Source organism: Alteromonas sp. ABH4_452 (genome assembly GCF_056311825.1).
Genome location: NZ_CM149973.1, coordinates 1,700,680 through 1,726,473, shown reverse-complemented (window position 1 = coordinate 1,726,473; position 25,794 = coordinate 1,700,680). Strand labels below are relative to the sequence as shown.

The window sequence follows — 25,794 nt, the reverse complement described above, 5'->3', positions numbered from 1 at the left end:
GCCCAACGAGGCCGCTTCACATCCACCAAGACGCGGCGACTTGAATTGGAGAAGGGTCGTTAGTATGGGATATCCAAATAACTAGGGCGCGTTTTGTGATTGCTACATGCGTGTTGCTGGGCAAAGGTAAGCTTGTCTCATATTGAAATGCGCGAGCATTGTCAGTTTCGCTACTTAGCTCCGCTTTTTTGTAATCTAGCACTACGAAATCATGAGTTAGCTTACGCCCTGCGTTCTCACCTCGCTTTACCGATGTTTCTATGCCAAAGCCCAGTAATGCCGTATGTACCGTTAGTGAAGGATTATCCTTGTTGGCGTTTGCTTTATTGAACGTCACGTCTATGTTGCCGTTTTCTACCGAAGCGTGAAGTACGCCAGACAGAGGGACAGTTTTGTTCGGTAACGGCTGCCCGCGAAACCAACCGTTCCAAGCGCGACCATTTAGAGCAAAACCGGGCGTGGCAATAGTGTTGGCTTTGCCTACGCGCTTGTAATCTCGTTGCCTTTTACTAAAAGCACTATCGGCAAACGGATCTTTCCAACCAAGGTAGTCCCAGTAGTCCACGTGAAAGTTGATAGGAACCAGCTCTGTCCATAATTTATCGCTATCTACAAAGCCTGAAATCCATTTTTCTGCCGGCGGGCAGCTACTGCAACCTTGAGATGTATAAAGCTCCAAAACTGTCGTTTGATTAGGCGTACTGGTAAGTATGAAAGGCGCGTCTGATGCAGTTCCACGCTCAGGTTCATGGGTATTACTTTCCCTAGAATGAAGCGCAAAAGCAGCCTCTACTATAGGGTTGTTTGAAGCTTCGCTAGGCGTTTTATTTAACTCGCTCTCTGAAACCTGTGTTACGCGGCTTTGTGTTGGCTGTGCGTTGATACGCCAGTCGTAATCAATAAAGCGAAGCTTGTAATTGGAAGGTATAGGTTGCTCAATATATTTGTTGATATATTGAGGTAAGTCTCGGGCTTTGCCCGACGCAACAAAGTCTTCTGTATAGAAGTCTAATATTTCTGATACATACACTCGTTTGCGTTTATCATCCAAATAGAAGTACTTTGGCTTGTTGAAAAATTCATAGGTAAGCTTTTCTAGCGTTTCATTTAATGACTCTGGGTAAAACGGTGTTTTAGGTAGTCGTGGACAATCTTTCACCATGCAGTTAAGGGCGAAGTGTACTCTTGGTTCGTCAAGCGGCCTTATCACATCATTTTCATAGTCGTATAGATTAGTGACCTTCCCGCCAATCACCACATCCCGAAACTTAAAAAACGCGGCGCGAGAAAAAAAGCTGGTAAAGCCATCTGGAATACCTTTTTCAATCACGCCAAACATTGCTAATGCGTTGTAGCTATTGATGTGATAGCTCATTACTTCTTCTGGCGAAGTGAATAATTCAGGTGTTGCTGTTGGGCTAGCAAAACCAATAAACGTCACGACATTTTCGAGCCGCGCAATATCCTCAGACAAGGCCTTAAAATTAGTTCGCCCTTCTTCATCAACATAATTTGCTAATACATACTCCCAGTCTTGGTTCGCTTGTTTGTAAGCTTGCTTTAGCGTAACAAGCGCTTGGGTTTCGGCGTTAGCACTCATTGAACTTACTTCATTTGGCTTTTCGCTTGCACTTACACTTTGTACGAAAAACAACAAGAAAAACGCTAAACCCAATGAAACAAACGCCCGTAAAGCGTCACCGAAAGCGCTGTTAAACTTGAGCGAATTAGAATACTGCATGGCTTTTTCCTTATCCTATTTCTGAAGTTTGTTGATTTGAGTGAACGCTACTTGGTCTAGCGCCAAGATCGTTATTTACCCCGTGAGCTGACTTCTGAGTTAGCTCTTGCTTTAGATCGCTAATTGGCTCACTGATTGATTCATTTAAGGCCCCAATGATGGGTTCGTGAACAGCCTTATCATCGGCAAGCAGTCGAATAGGGATCACGTTATTCTCTCGATACCGCTCGCCTAAAGGCTGATATTGCTTTACCTGCCCCCGATGGTTGGTGTAAGAAAGCGGCTTTAATATGTGCTCGTCGCGCTCTGCGTTGTGTTTACACATGGAAACGGGGCCGTCTGCTGTCATTACCATGAATGAACACGCATCAATTCTGTCCTGCTGCAGCGCACTGGCATCCATAAAGTTTTGAACGAAGAACGACAGCTTGTGCATTCGCCCGCGACTTTTAACTAAACTACTGCGCATTTCTAACAGCTTTGCCGATGATGCCTTTGCTAACCGCCAAATCCAGTGAGGGCGCAACAGTAAAGCTTGAATGTAATCTCTTACTATTTTTGCCTTACCATGCTGGCGGGTAGTTTGTATATGCTTGAAATCTTCAATGAACTCGGCGAATAGCTCGCTATCGTCAACTACCGAATAGACCTGCTTATCAGCCACTAAAGTGGGCATGTAGCTATGGCAATCACTATGGCCTATGCGTACCTTTTCCCACGGCAAAGCTTTAGAAATTGTTTTCTCGATTGCAGCTTTTACGGTAAGCGGGTCGACCACATCAGTTCGTGCGCCCCACTCGCCTCGTCCGGTTTCAGCTTGTAGCTGAAACGAAGCAAAACTTACCGCATCTGCGTGCTGTACAAAAAAATCCACCAGCATGGGCAGTTCTTTGAAGTTATCGGTGTGTACTGTGGTATTAAAAATGATCATGAGCCCCAAACCTTTGGCTCGTTCTATGTATTCTTCACGAATAGCATTTAGCGACAGCTCATCATCATAACCTTTGCGTTCTTGGGTGGTGTCTACGTGAAATGCAACGTCGTTAAGCCCTGCTTCGACAAGCTCAGTGAGCAGGCCCCTAGTGGCAGCAATACCGTTTGTAAATAGCGCCGTATGTAAGCCAAGTTGATTTGCATAGGCAACAATATCGATAAGCTCGCTGCGCTTTCTTAAGGTAGGATCGCCCCCAGTAATTTGCACGCTAGTTCCAGGCCCATAGTGTTTAAGCACATTGTCTAATCGCTTGAACACTTCTTGAATGGGAATATCACGAACTGCTTGCGAATGCTCTGACAAATAGCATAAGGTGCAATCAAGATTACATTTTTGCGTGATTTCGACAGCAACACAGCCAATGGTATGCGTTCGCCCCAAAAGTTGATTGGGAGTAAAATGTTCGCCCATTCGCTTTCGTGTAGAGGCAAGTTGTTGATTTCTTGTGGTACCAGGGGAGCACGTCATTTCAATGTGCCTTTTTCAAACTACTCAGTATCAACAAAGACCTTTTACACTTAAAAATACTTTCAAGGCATGCCGTTTTTTTGCACTAACCACTTTCTTTTATTGTGTAACAAGTCATGCAGAAACTAGTGAAGCCAAGCTCGGTTTAGCTGCGCCATTGAGTGCGTTCGAGGAAGTGAAAAGCCTTGTTTTTTCTGACCCTTACTCAAGCCTTCCGCAATATGATGTGTCGCGCAAACACTTTGACGTCAACGACGAAAATGTACTGTTGAAACATGCTCAAAGGACCCTTTCATCTGATGCAAATTTTATCGAATTAGACACCAAACATAAGCTACTTCAAGCCAACGGAATTTGCTTTGCTGGTACTTGGAAGATGAGTCAAAACAGCCCTTACTCTGGCCTTTTTCAAGCGGGTACAGAGGTACCTATTATTGTCAGGGCTTCAGTCAGTTTAAGCGGAACAAAGCAGCGAGATAAGCGTGCTTTTGGTATGGCAGTTAAGCTCTTCCCCAATGCCCATAGTGCACTTACTGAGAACATATTTTTAATGCACTCGCTGGGGGGAACTAAAACCCAGCATGTTGCAAGCTTGCGAATGACTAACGAACCAGCACTTGGTGAGCTGCCGCCCTTTAGCCAATTGCTTACTGCCTATCGATTGGAAAGCGACCTTGAGAAAGCCGATAAAGACTTTAGCGGTAAAAAAGCCAATGCGCGGTTTAGACCCGTTTCTCATTTAGCCGCGGTAAAGGTTGGTGATGCAAACTCCAGAATGGCGGGGCATACAGAAGAAAGTTCGTCAGAACTGAGCATTTCAGCACCAATAACTTCGAAAGAAACCAAGATAAAGCGAGAGCTTGAAGTAAAAACCGAAAAACAAGGCCCTCACTGGCTGAGAGCCGCATTAAGCCCAGATACACCGCTGGTAGACGAAGATGATTTCAGAGATGAGCTGTCGTTACAGCATTACCCCAATAAGACACTGACTTGGGCTATTTCTGCCGCCGAGTTTAATGATGCAGGAATAGACAAAGCGCATTGGCAAGAAATTGGCGAAATTATATTAACCGAGTCGGTTGTTTCACTTACCTGCGATACAAAGCTTCACTTTAATCACCCCGCAACCAAATGACGTTGGATAATTCCGTTTAAACAGATAAACCTCGCGCTAGACGGTTTTTACTGCCTATCGAGATTACCGTATAGTATGCGGTGTATTTAACGTTTTGTTTTAAGTGTTGTTTCATGTCCGCTTCCTTTCGCAAAAACAGTCGCAAGTATAGTCGCAGTATTCACTTGTGGCTGTCGCTGGTTATTTTTATCCCTGTGATCATTGTTATCGCTAGCGGCTTGTTATTGCAGGTTAAAAAAGAATTCGACTGGATCCAACCGCCTACGCAAAAAGTGCAAAAAGGCCAAAACAGCGCGCCGACGCTGCCCTTTGAGGAAGTGCTTGATGCTGTAAAACAGGTGCCTCAGGTTAACTTAAATACGTGGGACGATATCGACCGTTTAGATGTTCGCCCCGGAAAAGGCATCATAAAAGTTCGCGGCAAGAACCATTGGGAAGTGCAGCTTGATGCCCAAAGTGGCGATGTGCTTCAGGTTGCCTACCGACGCACAGACACTATCGAAGCCATTCATGACGGCAGCTGGTTCTTTGAAGGTGCCAAGCTATGGCTGTTTCTACCCGCCGCCCTTTTACTTTTTGTGCTGTGGGTAACCGGCCTTGTTATGCTATACACCACCCTGAAAAGCAAATATCGAAAAAAGAAATACCGCCAGCCATTTAATAACTCATAGTTGGTAAGTGATGGCTAGCTGTACACTTTCCCCTTGAGCAAACGCGGCTTTGTCATCAGCGCTGGTGTAATAGTGTTGGTTAGTGAGGTTACTCCAGCTTGCTTGAAGTTGCATATCCTCACCTAACTGCCAGTTCGCGCCAATATCCAGGGTAAAAACGTCGCTAAGGGCTCGTTCGCCGTCTGCAATGTCTGACTTACTAGCCCGATAGCTTAGTACCGTAAAAAAGCGCGTGGCTTGCCAATTAACACCTACATCTAGACGCTGATAGTTTGCCGGTATATCTGCAATGGTGTTGCCCAAGTTATCTTCACCGCTAATCCACATGCCACTAAGACGAGCATCTACGATGCTGTCTTGTGATTGCCAGCTAACCTGATAGCTGGCGCCTTCTATAGTTGCACTATCTAAATTAGCATATTGAAGTACATCTTCAGCAACTGTAATACGTTCAATATAGTTATCAATTTGCTGATGAAACACTTCAATCGAGCCCTGAATGTGTCTTGCGCTATAGGCCAGGGTTAGCTGTTTATTAAGGGCTTGTTCGGTTTCAAGCTGAGTACTACCCAGCACCGTACCTCGAGGCGTTTCCCCAGCAAAAAAGCGCTCAGTTAAAGATGGGTTTCTAAATGCACTAGAAACATACATGCTAGCTGACCAATGGGGAGAAATCTGATAATTTGCGCCCAGATAGCCACTAAAATTCGTGGTTGATTGCGACCTACTAGGCTGGACATCATTAGGCTGAGCTGTGCTAGCACCTGAACCATCAGACTGTCGCTGCCAATCAATCCTTGCCCCCATGGCAACGGACCAGCGTTGCCATTGATGTGAAGCATCAACAACCGCTGCAGTATTAATCTCGCTAGCGTCGAGAGTACGCACTTCATAGGCAAGTTCAGATTCAAATGCGTTTGTTATCAAACTGGGCGATGTAGAGTTAGGCGATGCGCTTTCGACTGGGGTTAAAGTGAATTCTCTCTCATCTGCCACCACACCTTCACGACCGGATAACTGAAACTGCCAGTTTAAGTCCCAGCCTTTTAACTGCGTATCTGTATTGATATTGAAACCATAATCAAACGCCTCGTTTTCGCTGTCATTTATCCTGCTTTCTGGTCGCAACACCGAGGTATCTAAGCTTGATTTATGCCACCAAATATTCCCAGCAAATAGTTTATCTTCAAACGCTATTTTGCCAAGCCAATGGGTATTATTTGGGTAGGTTGTTATTCTGCTTTCAGGATAATCACTGCTGGATTTACCAATGTCGTTGTTGTTTGAATATAGTGTCCATGCTTCTTTTATCATGCTATTTTCAGGTCTGTGCCTAAGAAACAACCCTGTTTGTTCAAATTGATCAAACAGGGTATTTCCGTTCGCATCCTCACCGTTATTCGCGCTTCTGTATGAGATATTCCAATCTGTAATGCCTGAATTGTATGTGCCGTTTGCGCCATTTTTGCTGCTATCGGCAGCACTGGTTCCGGCATAACTCACGGCTTTCATCTGCTGATTACTACTGTAACCTACTCTCAAATAGGACTCTTTGAGTGATTCAAACTGTAAGTTCACCGCGCCGCCAATAGCGCCCGAGCCTAGATAAGTGGAAGCTGCGCCCGGTAATACGGTGGCTGACGAAATAAAGTCAGGCGGAATAAAGCCTACACTTGAACCTGCGCGCCTATCGCTAACAATAGGCACGCCATCCAGCAAGGTTTGAATTCGCCACCGCGAATACCCTCGCACACTAATACTTTGTATCTGTCCTCCCTGCCCGTTTAACGATACTGACGGCGATTGAAGCAGCACATCATTGGCGTGCAAAGGCGAAACAAGACTACTTTTATCAAAATCATATTGTGGAAATATGCGTGAGAGCGCTTCGTCATAATAGGGGCGCGTAGCCGTTACCGTATAGCGTTCAACGCTATTGGATGGTTCGCTTTGAGCAAAGCTCGGTGTCGATAAAAGTAATAGCAAAAACACTGCAAAAGCCCTTGTCGAAGATATAGGCGACGAACATATTAAAGGCGAAGTCATAGATGCAGGTAAACCTGATGAAGTATCAATAAACATTGAAGAACGTTGAGCTGGAAAAAAAGAAAACAATAAAGGTCTCACTAACCGATACGTACGAATGATAGAAGTACGTACCGAAAATCTGATTGAAAATAAAAAGAAAAACGCGGCAGTAATGCTACTGCCGCGTGCTAAGCCCAACTAGACTAACAATTAGACTGAAAGTCAGGCTAGTCGGCCGCTATTTAGCGATTACAGGAAGACCTGTTGTCCACGGTCCCCCAGCATCAACCACAGCTTGTTGCAGCTTAGGTACAGCAGTATTTTGTAAAGTACTGATGCGCGTAACTACGCTATCTAGGCTGTCTTGAGCATAGCCAAGCTGATCTTTGTGTTGCTGTGTAGGCCCATAAGATGAACCTAACGCAGAACGAGCATAGCGCAGGCGACTCATGATATTCGCTGGCTTAATGCCCATTTTATCGCGTGATTTAAGACCGTAAAACGCTCTGTTCACTTCGTTTAACTCGTCTTGAATCGCAGCAAATTGGGCTTCAAGTTTTGCCACATCATTTGGCGTGCGGTCAATAGCTGTGCGCAATAGAGCCATTGTATCTTTAAGCTGCGTCAGCACTGTCGTTGAAGAAAGTGCACGTTTTTGCGCTGTGCTTACCTTATCTGAATAAGCAGCAATTTCTTCATAAGTAGCACCTTCAAGCGCCCCCTGAACAATAGGCTTAAGTTCAAACGAAACAGGTTCAGAAAGTTGTGTTACCTCAGCATTAACGCGCTTAAACAAGGTAGCAGTGTAGGTGCCTGGCAACGCCATCAGACCTCTGTCTTTGCTTTCCTTATCCGTAAGCGGACTCGTCGATGTATGCTTCATATCCCAGGTAATACGGTGTAAGCCCTTCTTCGCTTTACCCTCAACGCGCTTTATAACGTCTCCGTCGCTGTCGCGTACCTCAACATAAACCGCAGGCGCCGCTTCTTGGTTCTCTGCTTCCACAGCTTCCCAGCTAGGGTATTTAGGGTACTTCTTATCCTCTATTAACTTCTTCTCTGCTTCTTGGCGTTTTTCTTTTGCCGTAAGCAAACTGTCTTTCAGGTAATAAGTGAAGGTTGCACCATGCTCAGGGTTTTCTGCAACAAAGCGGTCGTCGCCGTCAGAGTCAGTATGATTGTCATCTAGCTGGAACCATTTAACTGGGCGGCTTGGGGCAAACAAGATAGCTTCTTGCTGCATTGACTTTTCTGTTAAGGAACGCAGCGGCGCATAGTCATCAAGAATGTAGATACCACGACCAAAAGTACCTGCCACCAGGTCATTCTCACGGCGCTGAATTTTCACGTCACGAGTCGAAATGGTCGGCATGCCACCATCTAACTCAACCCAGTCTTTACCGCCATCTACCGAGAAAAACACACCAAACTCTGTACCAATAAAGAGCAGGTCTTTGTTCACATGGTCTTGCACAATGCGCCAAACCAAATGCTTCTCAGGCAAGTCTTCAGCAAGTGATGTCCAGCTTTTACCCAAGTTAGTTGATTTAATAAGATAAGGCTTGTAGTCACCATATTTGTGGTTATCCAGCGCCACATATACGGTGTTAGGGTCGAACAAGTCAGCGCGAATATCATTCACATAAGAATTGGCAGGAATGCCTCTAATATCGTCTAACTCAATCTTTTTCCACGATTTGCCGCCGTTGGTGGTCACTTGAATAATGCCATCGTCAGTGCCTGCCCACAGAATATTTTCATCTACCGGGCTTTCAGCAAAGTTGGCGATGGTGTGGAATTCGGTCATGGCATATAAGTCCCAACCGGCCTCTACTGACCACGTGCGCCCCATTAATGGCGAGTGCATACGATTGCCGTTTTTCGTTAAATCGCCTGATACTGGTGTCCAGCTGTCACCGCGATCATCGCTACGCCAGACCCGCTGCGATGCAAAGTAAATACGCGCTGGGTCATGAGCTGAAACATTTATCGGCGCGTCCCAGTTGTATCGTTCTGCCGGGTCGCCTGGAAGTGGCTGAGGCTTAATGTATACACCTTCACGGGTTTTCATATCAACGCGGGTCAAGTTACCCTGCTGCCACTGAGAATACATAATATCAGGGTTGCCAGGTTCTACCGCAGGGCCGTGTCCGTCACCACCTAACGTTAAGAACCAATCTTTGTTCTTAATCCCTTCTTCTCGCATAGTGCGTGAAGGGCCGCCTTGGGTAGAGTTATCCTGCGCCCCTGCGTAAATCTTGTAAAAAGGCTTTGAATCGTCTGGCGCAACTTTATAGAACTGGGTCAATGGCAAATTAGCCATAAAGCGCCAGTTTGCCATTCTGTCGTGAGACATATAGATACCGCCATCAGACCCCATTAAAACAAAATCCGGGTCAGTGGGGTGAAAGGCCATAGCGTGGTCATCCACGTGCTTGCGCTTAGTATTAATAGGCGTCCATGTTTTACCACCGTCGTCTGATACTTTACTGTAGTTGCTGGCGATATAAACACGGTCAAACTGATGCTGGTCGGCGAAAATTTCTTGATAATAGTGAGGGCCAGTACCGCCGCCTACTTCATCAGACATTTTAGTCCAGCTAGCGCCCTGATCAGCTGAGCGATAGAAGCCACCACCGCGATTATCGGTTTCAATAGTGGCATAGATAACATCAGGGTTCATGGGTGATATAGCCATACCAATTTTACCCATATTGCCTTGTGGTAAACCTGTTTTAAGTTCAGTCCAGGTTTCGCCTCCGTCGCTGGAAGTATGGATACCTGCGCCTTCGTTCGTTCCCACATAGGCACCAATTGAACGCTGACGCGCCCACGTTGCAGCATAAAGTTTGTCTGGGTTACGCGGGTCAATAAGTAGTGAGGTTACGCCCGTCCATTTATCAGCAGGCTTAAGCACTTGCTTCCAGGTTTCGCCCCCGTCGGTCGTTTTATACAAGCCTCGCTCACCTCCGCCACTCCAAAGTGGACCTTGAGCTGAAACCCATACAATATCCGGGTTAGTAGGATGGATAATAATGTCTGAAACGTGCTCTGACTTCGACAGTCCCATGTTTTTCCAGGTCTGTCCGCCGTCTAACGACTTATAAACACCGTCGCCGAAGCTGATGTGGCGACCGCCATTATTTTCGCCCGTTCCCACCCAAATGATATTTGAGTTACTTGGCGCAATGGTCACATCACCAATGGAATAAACAGGCTGGTCATCAAAGATAGGCTCCCAGGTTGTGCCCGCGTTGGTAGTTTTCCACACACCGCCAGAGCCAACAGCGGTGTACCAAGTAGATGGGTTGTTCTGGTCAATTGCAATATCGGCTATTCGGCCCGACATATAAGCAGGTCCAATGTTTCTAAGTTCCATGGCTTTGAATGTTGAACTGCTGAAGACTTCATTCTTGTCGTTTTTGTCTGCAAAGGCGGGGGGGCACGCAAGTGCAACTGATACAGCAACTGCCGCTTTAAGAAACTTTTTCATTATTGTTATCCAGTGTGTTTGATAGGGCTCAAAACCCTTTTTTAATTTGTAGTACTATCACTCTATAGCATTACTAATAAATGCTTAAAGTTACAATGTAACATACGACCAACTGCCCATTACAAAAGTTGAAAATATTGTGCACCGACTTAACATTACTTAATATCTTGATGGTCATTAGCCAGTGCATTTTTTCAAAAAGTAGTTTAGCCCTACCGACTCAATCTGTACATTTATTCAACAAATCGTATATTATCCGAGCTGGATCTTTGTTTTACTATTCAGGGCGTCAGCCTAAGAATACTAATACTGATTCACAGGATTCAAATAGACACGAAAAAGCTTAAAGGCTCGAAGGGAATACATAAAAATAATATGCGGATTAGACATCTAACAATTTTACTCGTCGTTGCCAGCGTTCTACTTAGTGCCTGCACACCTTCACAACCTACAAACAAAATTCTGATCAGTGGTCCTTTTGAACCAGTCAATAACGATCCGGCAAGTACCGGCTACATGTTTACACGAATGCAAATTCTGGAAACTCTCATAGACGTGGATACCCAAGGTCAGCTTATCCCAGGACTTGCTAGCTCATGGTCAAATGATGAGGACTTTACTGTTTGGACATTTAATTTACGTCCTGATGTGTATTTTCATGACGGCACATTAATGACCGCCGACGCCGTCTACAAAAGCCTTTCGGTCGCGTTTGGTAAACCAACGCCATTTTCAAAAGATATGATCGCCAACATGGAGGTGGTATCAGAATATTCTATCAAGTTCACCTTGAACCAAAGTTACCGTCCTTTCCCTTCTCTGTTAAGTAATTATGCAACTGCGATCGTGGCACCTGCTACCTTCGGCAAGTTCAATCGAATTAAAACCTTAATAGGTACAGGCCCCTATCAAATTACGCACTTTGAACCACCCCACAATATTACAACCACACGCTTCGACAATTATTGGGGCGAGCCCGCTGTTATTGAAAACGTTGAGTACGTAACGGGTCACCGCTCTGAAACGCGGGCGCTTATGGTACGAACGGGGCAAGCAGATATTGTGTACAACCTCGACCCTGCCGCGGTTAGCATGTTGCGCACTGACTCTAACGTAAACGTGTTTAGCGACAGGATCCCTCGCACCACTTTAGTTAAGTTAAATAGCGGCCATCCTATCCTCTCAGATGTAAAAGTAAGACAAGCACTGAGTTTAGCGATTGACAGAAAAGGCATTGCATCTGGCGTAATGCGTATATCGAATATCTCTGCTGATCAGCTATTTGGCCCAAATATTCGAGACTGGCATATTCGTTCTACTACAGATAATGCTACCAATACTATTTCAATGAGTGACGCTAACAATAACCCAACAATTAATAATAGCGTTGAAAATGGCGGCTCATTGTTAAACAGGAAAAAAGCGGAACAACTGCTTACCGACGCAGGATGGTTAGTAGGTGAGAATGGCGTGCGCTACAAAGATGGCTCACCTTTAACGCTGGATATGATTACCTATGCCAATCGCCCAGAACTCATTACCATTGCCACGGCAATTCAAGATCAGTGGGCTAGCATTGGAGTGAAGCTCTCTGTCCATATGGAAAATGTAAGTGCCATTCCTTCAGGGCATGCTGATGGTACATTGCAGACTGCACTTATGGCGCGTAACTTTGCTAACATCCCAGACCCTCTCGGTATAATGCTGGCTGACTTTTCTTCAAAAGAAGGCGGAGATTGGGGGCCAATGAACTGGCAAAATGAAAAAGTGTTTAGTGATTTAAAAACCTTAAGTCACACCACGGATGAACACGCTTACAAATCGTTGATATCATCAATTATGCAAGAAGTTCAAAAAGACGTTCCTCTCATCCCCGTTATGTACTATGTACAGCAAACGGCTACATCTAGGCGACTTAGAAACTTTAGCTTCGACCCTTACGAGCGCTCTTTTCGTGTATCTCAAATGAGAATAACCCCATAGCAATGAGAAAAATCCTACTTCAACGGCTGCTTCAAGCAGTACTGATGGCGTGGAGTGTAGGCACACTCACATTTATTATAGCCCGTTCACTACCTGGAGATATGGCTTACAAAATAGCGGCTGGCCGCTACGGTGATGATGCGGTAAGCACAAGTGCCGCTAACGCCGTAGCAGAAGAACTTGGTCTACACAGAAGCGCTTTCGAACAGTACGTAAGCTGGATGGCCGATTTAGCCTCTCTGGATTTAGGCACAAGTTTGGTTACGGGAGCCCCTATTGTTGTTGAGCTACAAAATCAGCTTTCTTACACCCTTGTTCTCGCTGGGCTCGCTATTCTTGTATCCACATTAATTGCGTTTCCTCTGGGAATTTATAGCGGCATCAGAAGCGCTAGAAAAAGTGAAAATTCTCCTAAAAGCCGCGCCTCTCTCTTCGATAAAACAGTATTAGTATTTTCCACGTTCGTGCGCTCTCAACCGGTATTTTGTTTAGGGCTAATTCTCATCTTTATTTTTGCTCTAGAGCTCAACTGGCTTCCGGTTGCGGGCTCTTCAGGCTTTGTCTATACCATTTTACCTGTAATGACCTTAGGGTTAAGCCTGGCCGCTATATCAAACCGCGTAATTCGAAACAGTACTGTTAATGCGGTTCAGTCGGGTTATTTCCATTTCGCCAAGATCAAAGGGTTAAGCGCTCTAGAGGCGTTCAGGTGCCATGCGCTTCCAAACATCGTTATACCTGCTCTAGCCTTCATGGGCATTCAGCTTATTGGGTTGATTGAAGGCGTAATTATGATTGAAAGCCTTTTTGCTTGGCCCGGCATAGGACACGGACTTTCCCATGCTGTCTTTGCCCGCGACATCACTATGTTACAAGGCACTGCTTTGCTAATGGGCTTGTTATTCGTATTGGTCAACACACTTGTCGATTTAAGTCAGTATGCACTCGACCCAAGGGTGAGGGAAAATCGAGGACATAGCCAATGAATACACCCGCCTTACCTGTTGAAAAAGTGATTGGCTTTTCACTTTTGATGCTGCTCTTATTACTTGCGTTGGGCGAGCCTGTTCTATTGGGAACAAACGGTAACCAACAAAATTTAAAGCAAGTGCTCGAAGCCCCAAGTGCGGAACATTGGTTAGGTACAGATCAATTCGGACGCGATATGCTGGCCAGAATCTCAGAGGGTCTACGCATATCACTTTCTCTCGCTGCACTGTGTGTACTAAGTTCATCAATCATTGGCGTGCTAACGGGCGTAATTGCAGCGTGGTGTAGAGGTTGGGTAGATACGACATTGAATTTCATTGCCAATACAATATTGGCGCTCCCCGGACTGGTACTTATTCTTCTTTTCGCGGCGCTAGTACCAGGCTCTTTCATTATGCTGTATTTAGCCATTTCCTTAGTACTGGCCGTCGAGTACTTCAGGCTGGTACGTGCTATCACTCTACCAGTAGTGGCAGGCCCTGCACTGGAAAACTCTGCGCTAATGGGTTTTCCAAAACGCTATTTATTTAGTAAGCATATATGGCCCGCCATTCGACAAGACGTGTTATCACTTGCTGCTTTTGGTGCCTCCTCCTCAATTATCGCCATGGCATCGGTGGGCTTCGTTTATGTTGGTTTAAAACCACCCAGCCCTGAGCTCGGGCTGATGATAGTTGAGCTTTTTCCATACTATCACGAAGCACCTTGGCTGCTCGCACAACCTATTTTCATCCTATTCGTTCTCGTACTGGGCTTTCACTTACTTTCTGCGAAGAGTGACAATACACCTCGTTTAAATAAGTTCATTTTTGACAGCAGCAGTAGACTATCAAAGAGTGATGCATTGGAGCGCAAACTGTGAGCCAATATATTGCTATTGAACACTTATCAATTTACGCGCAAGACACCGTTATTGTAGAGGATTTATCCCTTAACCTTGAACAAGGCGAGACGCTTACTATATTGGGTGAAACTGGGGCAGGTAAAAGTCTGCTAGCGCAAGCAATTATGGGCGATTTACCGCCTGCACTGAAGGTTACGGGAAATGTTCTGGTAAACGGTGTAGATATGCTTCGTGCGAACCGACGTGAATGTGAACAATTGTGGGGGCGAGACATTGTTATGCTGCCGCAAGAGCCATGGCATTCTCTAAGCCCAATGATGAAAATTCGCCAGCAAGTCGCCGAAGTTTTTCGATTTACATTGGGCAACGGTGCTCGCGAAGCACAAAAGAGTGCGAAGACACAGCTAGACAACCTGGCTCTTAAAGACGACAGTGATAAGGTCCCTTCTCAACTTTCCGGTGGAATGTCACAGCGTGTTGCTTTTGCCTGTGCATCAGCGACTAATGCACCTTTATTTCTAGCCGACGAACCCACAAAAGGGCTAGATGCCGGACGCAAACATCATATTATTGAGCAACTAAGGCAAAAAGCTAACGACGGTACGCTACTTACCATTACGCACGATGTTTCAGTGGCAGAGGCATTGGGTGGTAAATGTATGGTGCTTAAAAACGGGAAACTGGTTGAAACAGGTGATACCCGCAAGATACTGTCCTCCCCTTCATCAAATTATACCAAAGCCCTTATTGCGTCGGCTCCGCAACATTGGACGGCTACAACAAAAAAAACGCATAGGTTTGCACCGCTGGTATCGGTGAATGACCTCACAATTATGAGAGGTAACCGTACACTATTTACTGGCCTTAGTTTTTCTTTAGGGGAAGGCGAAATTGTCGGGCTTTGTGGTGATAGCGGCTGTGGAAAAACGTCTCTAGGTGATGCTCTACTTGGGCTTCTACCCTATCAAGGCAATATTGCGTTTCATACGCTTTTACACCGTTATCAAACCCTAAAGCTATATCAAGATCCCCCCAGTTCATTTGCCGATCACACTACGCTTAAATCATTGATTGATGACGTAATAAAGCTTCACAAGGTGTCTAAAAAGCGTGCCGATTTACTTTCATCTCAACTAGGCCTTAACCAGCAATTGTTTGAGCGCAGCGCCTCTGAGGTAAGTGGAGGTGAGCTTCAACGCATTGCCTTGCTGCGCGCGCTGCTACTAAAGCCCAAGCTACTTATAGCTGATGAGCCAACATCTAGGCTCGACCCCATTACAAGTAAGGCAATTACTCACTTACTTGTCGATCAATGCAGAGAAGAAAATTGCACGGTGCTCTTTATCAGTCACGATAGAACACAGCTAGAAAAAGTCTGTGACCGCGTCATTGACCTTCAGACTCCCACGACATCAAAAGCCGTTATATAACGGCTTTTGGAAGACAAGATTCAGGGCTCTTTCGTGTGTTTATACGCAAACCGTAGCCGCGAATGAACTAAAAAGTCACGATTTCATCATCAATAAGATGACCTACGGCCTGACTCTGCTCAGCATCGACAAAGGCGCTATCAATCGCGCTAAAGCGGGCCGTAGTAACCTTTCGATAATTCGGGTGTGTATAAATATAAGTTTGCTCTGACTGAAGCGCCTCTATCACGCGTTCAGCTAGCACAGAGGCATCGATTCCCGACTCTACTGCTTTAGTTGCCGCTTGAGCGCCTGCTTTGAGCTTCTCTTTATCAATGCGCTTTTCAGCTGCCACTGCATACTTTTCTTGTCTGTTTCTGTACGACTCATGGATGCGAGTTTTTACAAATGCTGGACACAATACCGAGGTGTGAATACCAAAAGGTTTCAACTCTGGCACCCAACTTTCTGTCATAGATACCACCGCCGCTTTTGAAGCGCAATAAGCACCAGCATATGGCATTCCCATCATTCCCGCCATTGACGCTACGTTTAATACCCAGCCTCCTTCGCCGTGTTCTTTGATGGCTGGTACGCATGCTTGTGCGCCATAAAGCACGCCCATTACGTTCACATCCATAACCCAGCGCCAGGTTTCATGCTCTGAATCTTCTACTTTACTTGGGGTGCCGCCCACACCAGCATTGTTAATGACCATGTGAACCTTGCCAAATTTCTCTTTGGCATTGGCAACTATATCTTCCCACTGGGAGTAGTCGGTAACATCTAGGGCGCAAGTCAGTACATCAAAACCTTTCTCTCGTAAATCATTGCCCGACTCGGCTAATGCATTATTATCAATATCGCCCATGACGATATTCATACCCTGCCTTGCCAATGCCTCTGCCAGCGCTAACCCTATGCCGCCAGCGGCGCCAGAAATAATAGCGGTCTTACCCGTAAATTCGTTAGACATCTTACTCTCCTGTTATTGTTATTGCGCCGCGGCCCCTTAGGCAAAGCCATTTCAATGAAGAATTAGAAATCGCCTACCTCACTCAATTAGCGCTTATCTACACACCTAGATTAGGGGTAACAGGATGGGGAAAATACTTTATTTGGCTAATTTGGATAGCTTCATGAAATTAATAAGGCAGGTTAAAAATAGTAGCGGGGCAAATACAAAAGGGCAGTGACTAACCCTGCCCTTTGCTTGAATAAATTATCTCTTACCCGGTGGTTAGTTCGTTTACTTCGCAGGCATCACATAAACTTCTCGAACACAGGCCGATTCATCTGCACTTAGCGCAAACAATACCGACTTTGCTATATCTGCTGGCTGAAGCTTATCTTCCTTGGGCTCGTCAAAAAATGGTGTGTTTACCATGCCGGGGCAGATTGTAGTGCATCGACCACCCCACTCGCGCATCTCCTCGGCAAGATTTTGACCGAAACCATAGGCAAACCATTTACTTGCACCGTAAACAGAACCTTTAATAGCCACTCTTCCGGCTACAGAACTGGTGATAATAAAGTGCCCTTTCGTTTTTCGAAGAAAAGGTAAACTTGCTTTAGCGGTATAGAGTAAACCGTTGACGTTAGCGCCTAACATCCCGTCCCAGTCTTCTACATCACCTTTTTCGATGCCGGCAGCTTTGGATCCGCGCCCAGCGTTGGCAAATACGCCATCTAGACGACCAAAGTGCTTATGTGCTTGCTCAAATGCGCGGTTCACTTCGTCGAAGTTACTCACATCAGCCTTGATAGCGCGTGCATTGTCTTCGCCCAATTCGTTAACTAATTCGCTTAACTTATCTTCACTTCGCGCGATAAGCGCAACTTTGTAACCTTTATCAACTAGCTGTTTTGCCGTTTCTTTACCTATACCGCTAGAAGCACCGGTAATCGCAATAACCTTGTCGCTCGGTGTAGAATCTGACATATCATCTCCCATTTTTAACTCATAGAAATTATCGTAAGTCTGCTTCTCTCACAGCTTCGTAATGTGAAGAGAAGCTAAAGTTTGGAAAGACACTATGCAATCATCTTACTAATTTGATCGACAAAGGCTGGGATGTCGTTAGGATTCCTGCTGGTAACTAACTTGTCATCGGTCACCACTTCTTTATCTACCCAATTCGCACCTGCGTTTTTCAAATCCGTTTGAATACTAGGGAATGAAGTAAGTGTTGCACCTTTCGCTAAACCCGATTCCACTAATAGCCATGGGCCGTGACAAATTGCACCTACGGCTTTGATGCTGTCAGTACCGTTTGCTTCCTTGATAAAGCTTACCGCGTCTTTGTTGGTACGAAGTACATCTGGGTTTATCTGACCGCCCGGAAGAACAAGAGCGTCGTAATCACTAAGATTTGCCGATGTAACCTGCAAATCAACATTTACGTCTTTACCCCAGTCGTCTTCATCCCAGGCTTTGATAGAGGTTTGATCTTCAATAGATAGGATATCAACCTTTGCGCCACGTTCGGTGAACATTTCTTTAGGTTGAACCAATTCACTTTGCTCAAAACCATTGGTCGCTAAAATAGCAATTTTTTTACCCTGAAGATTTTGCGTGTTGCTCATACTAGTTACTCCTTTTGAACGTTCTATCGAATACCCGAAGCCCTACAGACGCTAGAACGATTATCTAGGGCTACGCTTATCAATTTGGTAAAAAGTAGACTGCAAATTACAAACCACCATCTTCAACAACACGTAATCCATTGTTTAAATTAAATTTTTTAATTAATGTTCAAATTAAGCTTTATTGAAGGCTTTATCAATTATTCGCACGCTCCATGAATGATTTACAGAGCTTATTAAGCCGTCTTCTTCATTTTGATGTATCAAAGTATACAAACGCGTACTTACCGTGAAAGATTTGAGGAAATATGAGCAAGGGACGATTCAGCCACGCAAAATCTGCGTTCGAGCTTTCACTAAAAAGCTGGTGGAGCATAACGAAACGTATATTCACTAGCCTGCAAAAAGACAATATTCCCCTTATTGCTGCGGGTGTTGCTTTTTACTGTTTACTGGCGATATTCCCATTACTCGGTGCAACTATCGCCCTATACGGTCTTATGGTTTCACCAGAAGAATTACAATCCCATATGTCGTTACTTGTTAACGTAGTGCCAGCCGATAGCCGGTATATTATTGAAGAGCAGCTTACCAATTTGACCGAAAAATCAAGCTCGGCCCTCGGCTGGGGCTTTTTATTTACCCTTTTGCTCTCACTTTGGAGCAGTAGCAAAGGCGCTAATGCACTTATAAAAGCCTGTAATATCACGTACAGTGAATCGGAAGGGCGAGGCTTTTTAAGAGGGATACTGGCTCGTGTGACCTGCACGATATTCATGATCTTAACTGTAATAGTCGCACTAGCCTGCATAACCATTTTACCAGAAGCGATAGTCTGGATAACGGCAAAGTCTATTAGCGCAGAGCAAGCTACATGGATAACCTGGCCTATCATGCTTGGCTTGTTCAACCTAGCCTTATCAGCGTTGTACCGCTATGCGCCCCACCGCCGCGAAGCCCAATGGCGTTGGGTGACACCAGGTTCGCTGTTCGCCACCATACTATGGCTGGTTGCATCCTATGCGTTTTCTTTCTACCTGAATGAGTTTGCAAGTTATAACAAAACCTATGGCTCTGTGGGCGGCATTATCATCTTACTCATGTGGCTATATATAAGTGCCTACATCATCCTTATCGGTGCAGAGGTCAATTCTGCAATAGAGCTTCAAACAACAGCCGATAGTACCAAAGGCGAAGACAAGCCTATGGGCGAAAGGAATGCTTTTGTAGCTGACCATACCCCAGATGACCTGAAACGTAAGCGCTCTTAAATCAAGCAGCGCGCGATAATATTGAAAGCTAATCTTGCAAGCAGCTAGTGAACCGCGCAATAGGGGTTTCTAACAAAACTATACTTCTATTCAGTTAAATTCAGTCAGCATTTTGTATACCTTTTCTCTTACCCAATGTTGGGTAAATTCATAAAAGGAATTATACAATGCAAGAATTAAGTTTTACTGATATCGAGAATGTTTCCGGCGGCTGTGAAGAGCACTGCTGGGGTGATTTTAGTTTTGCGGGCTTTATGGCTTCTGTAGGTGCAGGGGCACTAGGTGGTATCGGTGGAGGCTGGGCTGGCGCAGCTTTAGGCGGTATTTCTGGCGGCCTAGGTTACGCTGGAGGTAAAATTGGCGACAAAATGTCAGAACGCACGTCTCTAGAATAAAAATCCGGAGGCGTAACGCCTCCGACTTCGGAGCTATTCAATGAATATATCAATTGTTCAAATAGGTAAATATATTGCCTACATGCTTTTTATAATTGTAGTGAGCGTATTTGCGCTAAGGACATTATCATATTTTTTCCGTTTTCATGAGCATGCTGAAATGGTGATTACAACAACAGTCATTTTCGTCATAACTCTGCTTTGCACTATCGGAGCAAAAAAGCTAAATGTCTTCCCCTCCCCTATAATAAAGCGCTAGCCTGTAAACAGTTTTATCTAATGCAACGCGTTTCTGGGCTAACGCGTTTTAAACCTAGGAAGTTCTTCGCTGTTTGTAGCTTGCATAGGTTGTTCAATGTTAGCGTGTTTAAATGTTGCGCCTTCCAGAATGCACTGAACGGCAAGCGGGAAACACACTTTCGCCATTTTTCTTCACCACCTCGCCATAATAACTGTTCATAATTCGCCCTATTCTGGGCGTTTAATTATAAGCATCGTCACTTAACGCGAGCTTATTCCATGCTATTTACCAAAACACCCAAGCGTGACTACATTACCCCTAGTCGCACACATAGGCCCTTGTTTCGCGAGCGGCAACACGCGCCAAAGTCTCGCAGCCATACCTTGTTAATACTTATTTCATTTCTGTGTTTCTTGCTTGGTGTGGCGGTAAGCCCATTAAGTCGCGCAGAGTCAGGTGAGCTCATGATGCAGAGCAAGGGTGAAGAACCGTCACCCGCCTTATTACACTCTACTCACGTTGAGCTGCAAGTTAACGGCATGATTGCTCACGTCACCTATTCTCAAACGTTTACCAATGATAGCGATGAATGGAAACATGGTGTGTATACCTTTCCGCTTAATGAAAACGCGGCGATAAATAGTATGGAAATGCTTATTGGCGATAGAGTTATCGTCGGGAAAATAAAGCCGAAAGCTCAAGCCAAAGAAGCGTTTGATGCAGCAAAAAAAGCGGGAAAGAAAGCCAGCTTAACGCAACAACAGCGCCCGAACTTATTCACTCAACATTTAGCAAATATAGCTCCACATGAACAGATCACGGTTAAGTTACAGTACATACAGCAGGTTGCGTATGATAATGGAGAGTTTAGCTTCCACCTTCCTACCACCCTTACTCCTCGCTATATCCCTGGCATTCCTACAAGAAACTTAAGCGATGCCGATTTAATTGAACATGCTTACCCTGGCAACACTGGCGCAAACAATCACAAAGAAGAAAATGTCAATGACGCGTCCAGCGACGACGCTGATAGTAGAAGTAAGCGAGCCCCGCAAAGCACAGAGCATGGCAGCAGTCGTTTATCGAGCAACAACACATTTATTTCAGGCTGGGCACTACCCACAAATGAAGTCAGTGACGCCGATAAAATAACACCGTTTATGGCGCCAGCTCAGCCCGATAGTATTACGAATCAGCTTTCTTTTAATGCAACAATAAACGCGGGAGTGCCGCTTGATTCTATCAATAGCACAGGCCATCAACTTAACTGGCATGCTATTGAAAACGCTAAATATCAATACCGCGCTTGGATTGGTGATAAACACGTAACCATGAATAAAGATGTGTGGTTGCGGTGGCGTCCATCGAAGGACGCTACTCCACAAGCAGCCTATTTCGCTGAAGATATAGATTCAGATCACTATGCGCTAGTTATGCTAACACCACCTCAAGTTAACCCTGACGATCTACAAGACTTTCCGCGCGACATTACTTTTATCATAGATACATCGGGTTCGATGGGCGGACGTCCGATTAAAGATGCTAAAGCCGCGTTAAAGCTAGCGGTTGAAAGACTTGGCGCAAAGGACAGGTTCAATATTGTGGCATTCAATTCAAGCTACACAAAACTATTCAGTCAACCTGCCAATACTAAGCCACATAATATAAAAACGGCCCTATCTTTTATCTCTGAGCTACACGCAAACGGTGGGACCGAAATGGCGGGCGCCCTTTTAGAAGCGCTAAGCACACAGCCAAAAGAAAACTACATTAAACAGGTTGTATTTATCACTGATGGCGCCGTCGGAAATGAAGCTGCACTCTTTTCAATGATTCAACAACAGCTAGGTAGCGCAAGGCTTTTTACGGTAGGAATTGGCAGCGCACCTAACAGCTACTTTATGACCCGCGCAGCACAATTCGGCCGAGGTAGTTATGTGTTTGTCGACAACCAAAATAACATTCAAAAAGAAATGCAGCGCTTATTTAGCAAGCTTGAAAGCCCTGTATTGAGCAATCTTTCTTTAACGCTGCCAATGAATATGCGGCACAAGGATAATGTTGAAGTTTACCCGAAACGTCTGCCTGATTTGTACGCTGGCGAGCCACTGCTCATTAATTTAAAAGTGCCCGACCTTGCCTACGAAAAGCGCAGTCATGGTAATAATTTGGAACAGAATACTGCGGACAATAGCTTGGTGCTTGAGGGTACTTTAACTGACAAAGACGGTAATACCCATAGATGGCAACGCAGTATACAAGCTAGTTCTTTAATAGCTCAGCGTACCAATAACGTAAGCGATAATTCGGCTAATGCTAAACCATCACACTCAACTCAACGCAATGGTATCGCTACCGCATGGGCACGTAAAAAAGTTGCGGCGCTAATGGATGAAAAGGCTCTTGGTAGAAAAGAAAACGAGGTTAAAAACGACATTATTAACGTAGCCTTAGCCCACAATTTAATTACGGCATATACCAGCTTTGTTGCTATTGAAGAGGTAGTATCAAGACCTGAATCGGCAAACGTTCAATCGCAGAATATAAAAAACCTAATGCCGCAGGGTACACAAATGCGTGCCGTTAGCTATCCGCAAACTTCTGCAGGAATTAATTTTTACCTGGCAATTGGTGCTCTTTCACTCCTCTTTTTGATACTGCTTTACACGAGGGAAACTCAAGGTTTTCTTTTAAGGCAATGCCGTATTTTCATAAAAGACGAAAGAGTAACGCACAATGGTTAAGCCTAAAATACTCATAAGTGTGTTGCTTATTGCGGCTATAGCCTTTGGATTTGGCAATGTTGCGTGGATATCGATAAAAGCAGAGTTAGCCCAAGTACTGATCAAAAAAGCTTGGGCAGAAACCTTGCAAACGGGCGCTGAAGTTAAGCCGTGGCAATGGGCAGACACGTGGCCCGTCGGGCGGTTAGTGCACCCCAAAAGCGATACCGACTTATATATTCTAGAAGGTGCCCAGGGTAATGCGTTGGCCTTTGGCCCAGGAAGACATATCAATGCTGGAGAGCTGGCCAGTGAAACCAGCGTTATTGGAGGCCACAAAGACACCCATTTCGCCTTTCTTGAAAAGGTGAATATTGGTGATGCGCTACAACTTCAAACGTCTGATGGGATATGGCACCCCTATCGAATTTCAGCCAAGCGCATTGTTGATATAAAAAACCAAACGCTGAATGTTCAGCGCAATCAAAAAAGGCTGTATTTAGTCACCTGTTACCCATTTCATACCATCGCCCAAGACAACCATTTAAGGTTAGTTGTCGAGCTCAAGCCTTCCTAAAACTGAAGTTGTGGGGTCAGTGTCGTTACTCTGACCCCACTTTCTTGATGAGTGCGGATTTTTCGCTTTCGCTTAAAAATGCTATTTCTAAGGCGTTTTCTTGCGCTTGTTTAATATGAGAAGCAGTCAGGCCCGCTTGCTTAGCCGCCACATTAAATTCGTGATCTAGCTCTATACCTTGGACGGCTGGATCGTCGGTATTTAGGCAGGCTAATATGCCGTGATCTAAAAAGGTTTTTAACGGGTGTTCTGGTAATGAAGTTACCGTATTTGTGAGTATGTTACTGGTTAAACAACTTTCTATGCCAATGCGCTTATCGCGCAAATAGTCCATAAGCTTACAATCATAAATGGCATTAACACCATGCCCTATTCGCGTAGCACCTAAATCATCGATAGCTTGCCATATACTCTGAGGGCCCACCGCCTCACCCGCGTGCACTGTGATAGCTAACCCTTCACGCTGCACTTGTTTAAAGTGCTCTACGAACAAGTCACCAGGAAATCCTTTTTCATCGCCCGCTAAATCGATAGCAGTAATGTGAGTTTTGCACGCCAGTATTGCATCTAACTCTTGCTGACATGCTTTCGCGCCATAAGAGCGCGACAATATACCTATCAGGTTAACCTTAACATCATACTTTTTGGCTGCGCTTTTTACACCGTCTATAACCGCTTCAACCACACCTTGTGTAGGCAAACCGTGGCTTTCTGCCATAAAGTAGGGGCTAAAGCGCAGCTCTGCGTAATCAATGCCCTGCCTTGCCGCATCCTCAACGTTTTCAATAGCCACACGTCTACAAGCATCAAGATTGCCTAAAACCTTAACGCCCCACGTTAGCTTATTTAAAAACGACACCAAATCCGGCGCGATTTTCATTACTTGAACGTGCGGTCGCAGCCCCTCTACCGAGTTAGCGGGCAGATTAATATTAAACTGCTGCCCAAGCTCAAGAATAGTTTGCGGGCGCACATTACCATCAAGGTGGCGGTGTAAATCTAGAAGCGGAAGTGTGTTATTGATCATGGGAATACGATTTGGATTAGAGCATTCTTAAGTATAACACTTGCCGCATAAACCCTCGCTTTCTGCCAGAAAATAACTTTTTTATAGCGGGACAAAACTGTGCTTTTTTTGAAACGAAATTTGTTTTATGTTTAGGCCATTGTGTCGACGCAATACTTATCGATGCTTTGTGCAGTTTTTCAAAGCCAAGTTCTCCCAATTTATGATGTGGCTTTGTACATAAGCTGTTTTCCACCTAAGACTAACCAGTCACCTCCCCTTATAACGTAAATAATAGGAGCACAGTTATGTGCGGAAAGTGTATAGAAGGCTGCTATTTAGCAGGCTGGCGTAATGGTGCGTATTCATTCGAACACATGCAAGAAGCCCCCGATTTTATGGGGCTAGATGTGATGGCCGCCCATGGGTTTGTCGAAATAGTTTGTTCGCCAGGTACGTCAATTGAAGATATAAAAGCGCTCGGCCTAAATTCATCGCCAATGATGGCATGGGCAGGATATGTTTATTCGACAAGTTCGCCTTACGTTTCTGTCAATTTGGCCTGCTATGAGTGTTACCTAGAAAGCCAAAAAGCGAAACGTTATTCAACAAACAGCAAATGGGTAGAGCTTAATGCACGCTACCCAATCGTTGCGCAATTTTTAGATAACTTAACGTTGCAGCACATCGGAAACCATTCGGATTCAGCTCTTCTAAATGAGATAGAATCGTTACTGCTTGCCATTCATGGCGATGGCTATTACACCTTTGAATTTGTGACGTCGATGTTTGCTACTGAAGGCATGTTCCCGATAGTTGAATTAAGTAAACACGCTAAGCCTTGTTTATTTGTTGAGCACGCACTAGAGATCTTTTTACTTACCGAACACCTATTGCACTACCGACCTTCAAGTTGGGCGCTTCAAGCGGCACTCAGCGTTGACCTATCGTGCGATTTCGACAGCTATCACATGTCATGGCGCCGCTATACGGCAAATCGCGTTTTGCAAAATTTGAATATTGACAATATGCAAACGTTGGGAGGGACACTAGCGCTCAATACTATTCACGCGGTGTGTCAGCGCAATGTAGAAAATAAACCGCTGCTTAAAGCACTATTGAACGTAGTAAAAGACTGTAAGGGCGATACCTACATTGCCCCTAAAAAACTAGCGTCGCAAATCGCAACTCTGCTTTCCGTTTAAGTACTGGCGGCTTTTTAAGTGGTGGTGGCGATAG

19 protein-coding genes are annotated in these 25,794 nt (G+C 45.0%); 11 read left to right on the top strand and 8 right to left on the bottom strand.

All coding sequences use genetic code 11. The features are described from left to right. Nucleotides 1-16 precede the first annotated feature (16 nt). Together ACYX4N_RS07320 and ACYX4N_RS07315 are read right to left on the bottom strand one after the other, a co-directional pair. Entirely contained in the window at nt 17-1,741 is a 1,725-nt protein-coding gene (locus ACYX4N_RS07320; RefSeq protein WP_476056105.1) for a DUF1223 domain-containing protein, read from the bottom strand. 10 nt (nt 1,742-1,751) lie between these two features. After that, a complete protein-coding gene (locus tag ACYX4N_RS07315; RefSeq protein WP_476056104.1) occupies nt 1,752-3,203 on the bottom strand; it encodes a radical SAM protein in 1,452 nt (483 codons plus the stop codon). 157 nt (nt 3,204-3,360) lie between these two features. Between ACYX4N_RS07315 and ACYX4N_RS07310 the strand changes: the two genes are divergently transcribed. Together ACYX4N_RS07310 and ACYX4N_RS07305 are read left to right on the top strand one after the other, a co-directional pair. After that, a complete protein-coding gene (locus ACYX4N_RS07310) occupies nt 3,361-4,338 on the top strand; it encodes a hypothetical protein (RefSeq protein ID WP_476056103.1) in 978 nt (325 codons plus the stop codon). Nucleotides 4,339-4,451: 113 nt separating this feature from the next. Further along, complete coding sequence (locus ACYX4N_RS07305; protein WP_476056102.1) at nt 4,452-5,009, top strand: PepSY domain-containing protein; 558 nt, start codon at nt 4,452-4,454, stop codon at nt 5,007-5,009. Here the strand turns inward: ACYX4N_RS07305 and ACYX4N_RS07300 are convergent. Then, a complete protein-coding gene (locus ACYX4N_RS07300) occupies nt 5,004-7,001 on the bottom strand; it encodes a TonB-dependent receptor (RefSeq protein ID WP_476056101.1) in 1,998 nt (665 codons plus the stop codon). The genes ACYX4N_RS07305 and ACYX4N_RS07300 overlap by 6 nt on opposite strands. A gap of 274 nt (nt 7,002-7,275) precedes the next feature. After that, the gene (locus ACYX4N_RS07295; protein ID WP_476056100.1) at nt 7,276-10,530 is read right to left on the bottom strand and encodes a WD40/YVTN/BNR-like repeat-containing protein; all 3,255 of its coding nucleotides are present in this window, start codon (nt 10,528-10,530) and stop codon (nt 7,276-7,278) included. A gap of 375 nt (nt 10,531-10,905) precedes the next feature. Between ACYX4N_RS07295 and ACYX4N_RS07290 the strand changes: the two genes are divergently transcribed. The 4 genes from ACYX4N_RS07290 to ACYX4N_RS07275 are packed head-to-tail and all read left to right on the top strand — an operon-like array spanning nt 10,906 to nt 15,777. Next, nucleotides 10,906-12,513, top strand: coding sequence for an ABC transporter substrate-binding protein (locus ACYX4N_RS07290; RefSeq protein ID WP_476056099.1), 1,608 nt, complete (start codon nt 10,906-10,908; stop codon nt 12,511-12,513). 2 nt (nt 12,514-12,515) lie between these two features. After that, a complete protein-coding gene (locus ACYX4N_RS07285) occupies nt 12,516-13,499 on the top strand; it encodes an ABC transporter permease (protein WP_474805483.1) in 984 nt (327 codons plus the stop codon). Next, entirely contained in the window at nt 13,496-14,365 is an 870-nt protein-coding gene (locus ACYX4N_RS07280) for an ABC transporter permease (RefSeq protein ID WP_476056098.1), read from the top strand. Before ACYX4N_RS07285 ends, ACYX4N_RS07280 begins: the two co-directional genes overlap by 4 nt. Beyond that, complete coding sequence (locus tag ACYX4N_RS07275; protein ID WP_476056097.1) at nt 14,362-15,777, top strand: ABC transporter ATP-binding protein; 1,416 nt, start codon at nt 14,362-14,364, stop codon at nt 15,775-15,777. Before ACYX4N_RS07280 ends, ACYX4N_RS07275 begins: the two co-directional genes overlap by 4 nt. Nucleotides 15,778-15,844: 67 nt before the next feature. Here the strand turns inward: ACYX4N_RS07275 and ACYX4N_RS07270 are convergent, their stop codons facing one another. The 3 genes from ACYX4N_RS07270 to ACYX4N_RS07260 all read right to left on the bottom strand — a co-directional run bounded on the left by ACYX4N_RS07270 (nt 15,845) and on the right by ACYX4N_RS07260 (nt 18,342). Then, a complete protein-coding gene (locus ACYX4N_RS07270) occupies nt 15,845-16,732 on the bottom strand; it encodes an SDR family NAD(P)-dependent oxidoreductase (protein ID WP_474805478.1) in 888 nt (295 codons plus the stop codon). A 273-nt stretch (nt 16,733-17,005) separates the two neighbouring features. Continuing rightward, the gene (locus ACYX4N_RS07265; protein WP_476056096.1) at nt 17,006-17,698 is read right to left on the bottom strand and encodes an SDR family oxidoreductase; all 693 of its coding nucleotides are present in this window, start codon (nt 17,696-17,698) and stop codon (nt 17,006-17,008) included. Between the two features lie 92 nt (nt 17,699-17,790). Continuing rightward, on the bottom strand, nt 17,791-18,342 hold the full coding sequence (locus tag ACYX4N_RS07260; protein WP_476056095.1) for a type 1 glutamine amidotransferase domain-containing protein: 552 nt from the start codon (nt 18,340-18,342) through the stop codon (nt 17,791-17,793). A 308-nt stretch (nt 18,343-18,650) separates the two neighbouring features. On the opposite strand from ACYX4N_RS07260, the gene ACYX4N_RS07255 reads away from it, so the two are divergent. The 4 genes from ACYX4N_RS07255 to ACYX4N_RS07240 all read left to right on the top strand — a co-directional run bounded on the left by ACYX4N_RS07255 (nt 18,651) and on the right by ACYX4N_RS07240 (nt 23,549). After that, nucleotides 18,651-19,613: a YihY/virulence factor BrkB family protein gene (locus ACYX4N_RS07255; protein WP_476056094.1), complete on the top strand. Its 963-nt coding sequence runs from the start codon at nt 18,651-18,653 to the stop codon at nt 19,611-19,613. 167 nt (nt 19,614-19,780) lie between these two features. Further along, nucleotides 19,781-20,008: a hypothetical protein gene (locus tag ACYX4N_RS07250; protein ID WP_474855167.1), complete on the top strand. Its 228-nt coding sequence runs from the start codon at nt 19,781-19,783 to the stop codon at nt 20,006-20,008. A gap of 705 nt (nt 20,009-20,713) precedes the next feature. Then, nucleotides 20,714-22,993 carry a marine proteobacterial sortase target protein gene (locus ACYX4N_RS07245; RefSeq protein ID WP_476056093.1) on the top strand — a complete coding sequence of 760 codons (2,280 nt, stop codon included), beginning with the start codon at nt 20,714-20,716 and terminating at the stop codon, nt 22,991-22,993. Continuing rightward, a complete protein-coding gene (locus ACYX4N_RS07240; RefSeq protein WP_476056092.1) occupies nt 22,986-23,549 on the top strand; it encodes a class GN sortase in 564 nt (187 codons plus the stop codon). The genes ACYX4N_RS07245 and ACYX4N_RS07240 overlap by 8 nt, the downstream gene beginning before the upstream one ends. Before the next feature lie 25 nt (nt 23,550-23,574). Here the strand turns inward: ACYX4N_RS07240 and add are convergent, their stop codons facing one another. Further along, nucleotides 23,575-24,576 carry an adenosine deaminase gene (gene add, locus ACYX4N_RS07235; RefSeq protein WP_476056091.1) on the bottom strand — a complete coding sequence of 334 codons (1,002 nt, stop codon included), beginning with the start codon at nt 24,574-24,576 and terminating at the stop codon, nt 23,575-23,577. Between the two features lie 287 nt (nt 24,577-24,863). Between add and ACYX4N_RS07230 the strand changes: the two genes are divergently transcribed. Next, a complete protein-coding gene (locus ACYX4N_RS07230) occupies nt 24,864-25,760 on the top strand; it encodes a hypothetical protein (RefSeq protein WP_476056090.1) in 897 nt (298 codons plus the stop codon). Nucleotides 25,761-25,794: the final 34 nt, after the last annotated feature.